General features: G+C 58.0%; 5 protein-coding genes and 1 other RNA gene. 4 read left to right on the forward strand and 2 right to left on the reverse strand.

The features are described from left to right. On the forward strand, positions 1-258 hold a 258-nt coding region (locus tag Q0K43_RS10140), incomplete at its 5' end, for a YebC/PmpR family DNA-binding transcriptional regulator (RefSeq protein WP_297290416.1). 45 nt (positions 259-303) lie between these two features. On the opposite strand, the gene Q0K43_RS10145 is transcribed toward Q0K43_RS10140, so the two are convergent. Together Q0K43_RS10145 and rnpB are read right to left on the reverse strand one after the other, a co-directional pair. Then, on the reverse strand, positions 304-942 hold the full coding sequence (locus tag Q0K43_RS10145; RefSeq protein WP_297290417.1) for a MerR family transcriptional regulator: 639 nt from the start codon (positions 940-942) through the stop codon (positions 304-306). 107 nt (positions 943-1,049) lie between these two features. Then, positions 1,050-1,500: RNase P RNA component class A (gene rnpB / locus Q0K43_RS10150), an RNA gene on the reverse strand. 117 nt (positions 1,501-1,617) lie between these two features. Here rnpB and murD point away from each other — a divergent pair. The 3 genes from murD to Q0K43_RS10165 are packed head-to-tail and all read left to right on the forward strand — an operon-like array spanning position 1,618 to position 5,077. Next, the gene (murD, locus tag Q0K43_RS10155) at positions 1,618-3,009 is read left to right on the forward strand and encodes a UDP-N-acetylmuramoyl-L-alanine--D-glutamate ligase (protein WP_297290418.1); all 1,392 of its coding nucleotides are present in this window, start codon (positions 1,618-1,620) and stop codon (positions 3,007-3,009) included. 32 nt (positions 3,010-3,041) lie between these two features. Next, positions 3,042-4,055, forward strand: a complete 1,014-nt coding sequence (locus Q0K43_RS10160) for a M42 family peptidase (protein WP_297290420.1) — start codon at positions 3,042-3,044, stop codon at positions 4,053-4,055. Beyond that, a complete protein-coding gene (locus tag Q0K43_RS10165; protein WP_297290419.1) occupies positions 4,052-5,077 on the forward strand; it encodes a M42 family metallopeptidase in 1,026 nt (341 codons plus the stop codon). The genes Q0K43_RS10160 and Q0K43_RS10165 overlap by 4 nt, the downstream gene beginning before the upstream one ends. Positions 5,078-5,188: the final 111 nt, after the last annotated feature.

The following is a 5,188-nucleotide window of genomic DNA, read 5'->3' on the forward strand; positions in this document are numbered from 1 at the left end:
CTGGACTGCGGCGCCGACGATATGCAGGTGGAGGACGAGGTCTTTGAGGTGTACACCGACCCCGATTCCTTCGGCACCGTGCTGGCCGCCATGGAGGAGAAGGGCTATACCTTCGTTCAGGCCGCCGTGGAGATGGTGCCCCAGAACTACGTCAAGCTGGAAAATGAGGACGACATCAAGAACATGGAGAAGCTCATTGACCTGCTGGAGGACAACGACGACGTGCAGAACGTCTGGCATAACTGGGATCAGGACTGAGTTTATAAAAAAGGAGCCTGCCGCATTTGCGGCAGGCTCCTTTTCTCATGGAATATATTCCAAATGCCGGCAGATCCATTTACCTGCCTTGCTGCCCAGCACCAGGGCGATAGGCAGGGGGATCACGACAAAGAGCAGGACAAAGACCAGCGGATTCCAGGCGGCGGCTTGCAGCAGGGCGGAGTAATCGGAGAAGTGATCCAGCAAAAAGACGTAAACCCGAAACATAAAATATACCGCCCATACCATGCAGAAGGACTCCACACCGGTCAGCCAGCTGTCCGAATTTCCGTGAACCCGGTCGGACTCCGGGATGGGACGGCCCTTGACCTCCCGCTCCAGCAGGGCGGCGTAATCCTCCAGGCCGCTGGCCTGGGCGGTGTCGGTGAAGCGCAGCTTGTCGTAGGCGTCTATGGCCGCCTGGAGCCGCTGACGGAGGGAAAAGGCCGCCCCGGAGGCGTTCTTCTGAAAATCCTCGATCATGGCGCGGATCTCCTCCAGGGTGAAGCCCGCCTTCCGCAGGGTGGAGATGGCCTTCAGCCGGTCCACGTGGTTGGGGGAGAAGTCCAGCCAGGTCCGTCCACCTCGGCGCTGTGCCAGGGGAACCACCAATTTTTCCTGCACATAGAACCGCACCGCCCGCTCTGTCAGACCGGTCTGGGCGCATACTTCCTTCATTTTCATGGGCCATCCCTCCTTGGGTAAGGACAGTTTACCATCTGACGTAAGGGAAGAGTCAAGGGATTTTGCAAAAAAAGACGGCTCGGAGCTGCACGCTCCGGGCCGCCGTATCTGCAAGTAAGCCTGTAAGCCGGGTTCTGTCCTTTAAGACAGCCATCTATCTCGACGCACCGTTGCCGGTACGCTCAAGCCGCCTCCCCGGGACGGCCGGGCCAGCCTCATGTCCCTCCACGGCGTTGCTCCGGATAGAGTTTACAGCGATGGACGCTTGGCACGCCATCGGGTGAGCTCTTACCTCGCCTTTCCACCCTTACTGGCCGGTCGCCTCCATCTGAAGGCGGTCCTGTTCCTAGTTTCGGAAAATGGGTGTATCACGTCGGCCTGCGGCCGCCGTGATGCATCCGCCTCCACATGGAGGCAACCGGCCAGCGGTCTATTTCTGTTGCACTTTTCCTAGGGTCGCCCCCGGCGGGTGTTACCCGTTATCCTTGCCCTATGGAGCCCGGACTTTCCTCACCCACGGGCCTTTCGCCCCGCAGGCGCGGCTGTCCAGCTTGCTTGCTCGATCATTCTACCGTATGATGGGATGTTTGTCAAATCAAAAGCGGTCAGCGTTTGCATTTTCTAATCAGGTAGGATATAATAAATTGGTTAAACTATGAAAAGGGAGGAACTGTTATGAAGCGTTCCACCATACAGGAATATCTGGCGGGGCTGAAGGGCAAACGAGTTGCGGTTATCGGCATTGGTGTGTCCAACACCCCTCTGATTAAAATGCTGCTGCGGGCTGGTGTGAAGGTCACTGCCTGCGACAAAAAGCCCATGAACGCCTTCGCCGGCCTGGCCGAGGAGCTGGAGAGCCTGGGCGCCACCCTGAAGCTGGGGGAGGACTACCTGGAGGACCTGGATTTTGAGGTCATCTTCCGCACACCCGGTATGCGGCCCGACCTGCCCCAACTGGTGGCCGCCCAGCAGAAGGGTGCCATTCTTACCTCCGAGATGGAGGTCTTTTTCCAGGTCTGCCCCTGTCGCACCATTGGTGTCACCGGCAGCGATGGTAAGACCACCACCACTACCATTATCGCCGAACTGCTTAAGGCGGCGGGGCAGACGGTGTATGTGGGGGGTAACATCGGTAAGCCCCTGCTGCCCGACGTGGATGGCATGGAGCCGGGGGATATCGCCGTGCTGGAATTGTCCTCCTTCCAGCTGATGACCATGGACCGAAGCCCAGACATTGCTGTGGTCACCAATCTTGCTCCAAACCACCTGGATGTTCATAAATCTATGGACGAGTATATCAGCGCCAAGGAAAATATTTTCCTCCATCAGGACGAAACTGGTTTGGCGGTATTTAATGCGGACAACGATATTACCTGCGGCTTTGTCAGAGAGGCCCCGGGTCAAGTGGCGTTTTTTAGTCGTCGTAGCGAACCTTCTCAGGGCGCCTTCCTGCGGGAGGGCGTTATATGGGTCCGCAACGAGATGCACGAGCGCCCGGTGCTGCCGGTAGCCGATATTCTGTTGCCCGGCGTACACAATGTGGAAAATTATATGGCGGCCATTACCGCTCTGGACGGACTGGTACCAGATCCGGTGGTGCGAAGTTTTGCGCAGAAATTTGCAGGGGTGGAACACCGCATTGAGCTGGTGCGCACCCTGAACGGCGTGAAGTACTACAACGACTCCATCGCCTCCAGCCCCTCCCGTACCATTGCCGGCCTGCGCTCCTTCCACCAGAAGGTGATCCTCATCGCCGGCGGCTACGACAAGCACATCCCTTTCGACGTGCTTGGCCCTGAGATCATAGGCCATGTAAAGGAATTGTTCCTCACAGGCGATACTGCGGAGAAGATCAAGGCCGCCGTGGAGAGCTGCCCGGATTATCTCCCTGCCGCCCTGCCCATCACCGTTGTTGACGGCTTTGAGGAGGCGGTACTGGCCGCCCACAAGGCCGCCAAACCGGGGGACGTGGTGATCCTGTCTCCCGCCTGCGCCTCCTTTGACAAGTTCAAGAATTTCATGGAGCGGGGCGCCGCCTTCAAGAAGATCATTTATGGATTGTCATAAAATACCCTCACAAGGAGGAGTTGCATTTGGATATGAAAACTGTGCTGGAGACCCTGTGCGGCTGCACGGCGCCCTCCGGCTTTGAGTCCCCAGCGGCAGAGGTCGCCAGGGCCCTGTTAGCTCCACTGGTGGATGAGACCTTTATCGACCGTATGGGCAATTTAATCGGTGTGCGCCGATGTGGCAGGGAAGGGGCCAAAAAAATATTACTGGATGCCCATTTGGATGAGATCGGCCTCATTATTACTGGGGCCGAGGAGGGTTACCTCCGGTTCTGCACCATCGGTGGGGTGGACCCACGGATGCTGCCCGGCCGGGAGGTAACCATCCTGACCCACCCCCCCATGTTAGGCATGGTGGCCAGTCCCGGTCCCGGTCAGGAAGATCAGGACAAGGCGGTACCCATCGCCCAGCTGGTGGTGGATGCCGGCCTGACCCAGGAGCAGGCGGAAGCGCTGGTGGGCACCCCAATGGTGTACCGAGGCTCATGCTTCCCCCTGGGGGAGGATCAGATGTGCGGCAAGGCCATGGACGACCGTTCCTGTTTTGCTGCCCTGCTGTGGGCAATGGAATTGCTGAAGGACAAGGATCTGGATATGGACGTGTACGTTATGGGCTCCACCCGGGAGGAGGTCTCCGGGGTGGGCGCCACTGTGGGTACCTGGGCGGTACAGCCAGACTGCTGCATCGCCGTGGATGTGACCCACGGACGCACCCCCGATGGCCCTGCCGACAAGACCTTTGTGCTGGGAGGCGGTCCCGCCATCGGCGTAGGCCCCAACATGGCCCGCTGGATGACCCAAAGGCTGCTGGACAAGGCACGGGAAAGGGAAATTCCTTTCCAGCAAGAGGTCATGAGCGGCCACACCGGCACCAACGGCTGGGAAATGCAGATCAGCCGGGAGGGTGTGGCCACTGCGGTACTTTCTTTGCCCCTGAAATATATGCACAGTCCCATTGAGGCTCTTTCCCTTACCGACCTGAAGCATACCGCAGCACTGCTTGCCGCGTTTGTGGAGAATTTGGGAAGGGAGGGACAGCTGTGAAAGAACTGCTGAAACGCCTTTGTTCCATTCCTGGTGTATCCAGTTGGGAAGATCGGGTGCGCGATTGTGTGATGGATGTGGCTGGCCAGTACGCCACTGAATTACGAGTGGACGCTATGGGCAATGTCATTGCCTTTAAAGAGGGAATCAAAGCCACCGGCAATAAGCTGCTGCTCACCGCTCATATGGACGAGGTGGGCCTGATGGTGCGTAGCATTACCGACGAAGGTTACCTAAAATTTGACACTGTAGGCCATATTGACCGCCGCATTCTATTGGGTAAGCGGATGCTGGTGGGACCCAATCTGCTTCCGGCGGTGGTTGGACTGAAGGCGTACCACCTGGTAAGCCGTGATGAAGAGAAAAGCGTGCCTAAGCTGGAGGACTACTACCTGGATATCGGGGCCGAAAGCAAGGAAGAGGCTGGGAAACAGGTAAATTTGGGAGATGTCGCTGTCTTTGATAGTCCACCTGAAATTTTTGGCGGCAGTTTACTGAAAGGTAGGGCTCTTGGCGGACGCATCGGTTGTGCGGTACTGCTGTGGCTGATGCGGGAGGAACTGCCTATGGACTGTACGTTTGTCTTTACGACCCAGCGGGAAGTAGGTGCCAGAGGCGCCTTTGGAGCGGCGTTTTCCGTGAAGCCGGAGGTTGCCTTGGTGCTGGAGGGGGCTTCTGCCGCCGATTTGGCTGGAGTTCCTGCCCACAAAAAATCCTGCGTGCTGGGCGGAGGGGCTGTACTTCCCTTTATGAATAAGGGAGTCATTGTGGATCGGGGCCTGTTTGAAATGCTGCGGACCCTGGCGAAAGAACAAAACATTCCCTGGCAATTGTGTGAAAATACCGCCGGTTCCGGCGATGCCGGAGCAATCCAACGAACAGCCGCCGGTGCGCGCACAGCAGTCATCGCAGTTCCGGTACGTTATCCGCATACGCCGGCAACTTTGGCTGACGCCTCCGATGTTGAGGCGGTAGTGAGCCTGACCAGGGCGTTTATCACTCATCTGTCCAAGGAGGACTGACCATATGGATATCTTAGAGATCATACAGGCCCTTAACGCCTGCCACGGCCCCTCCGGCAACGAGGGCCAGGTGGCTGCCGCCATCCGGACCCTGGCCGCCCCCTATGTGGA

This window comes from uncultured Flavonifractor sp. (assembly GCF_944383115.1).
GTDB lineage: Bacteria > Bacillota > Clostridia > Oscillospirales > Oscillospiraceae > Flavonifractor.

Bases quoted from the DNA above. Each gene is read 5' to 3' on its own strand.
- Q0K43_RS10160 (WP_297290420.1), top strand. From the start codon at position 3,042: ATGAAAACTGTGCTGGAGACCCTGTGCGGCTGCACGGCGCCCTCCGGC.
- Q0K43_RS10145 (WP_297290417.1), bottom strand. From the start codon at position 942: ATGAAAATGAAGGAAGTATGCGCCCAGACCGGTCTGACAGAGCGGGCG.
- murD (WP_297290418.1), top strand. From the start codon at position 1,618: ATGAAGCGTTCCACCATACAGGAATATCTGGCGGGGCTGAAGGGCAAA.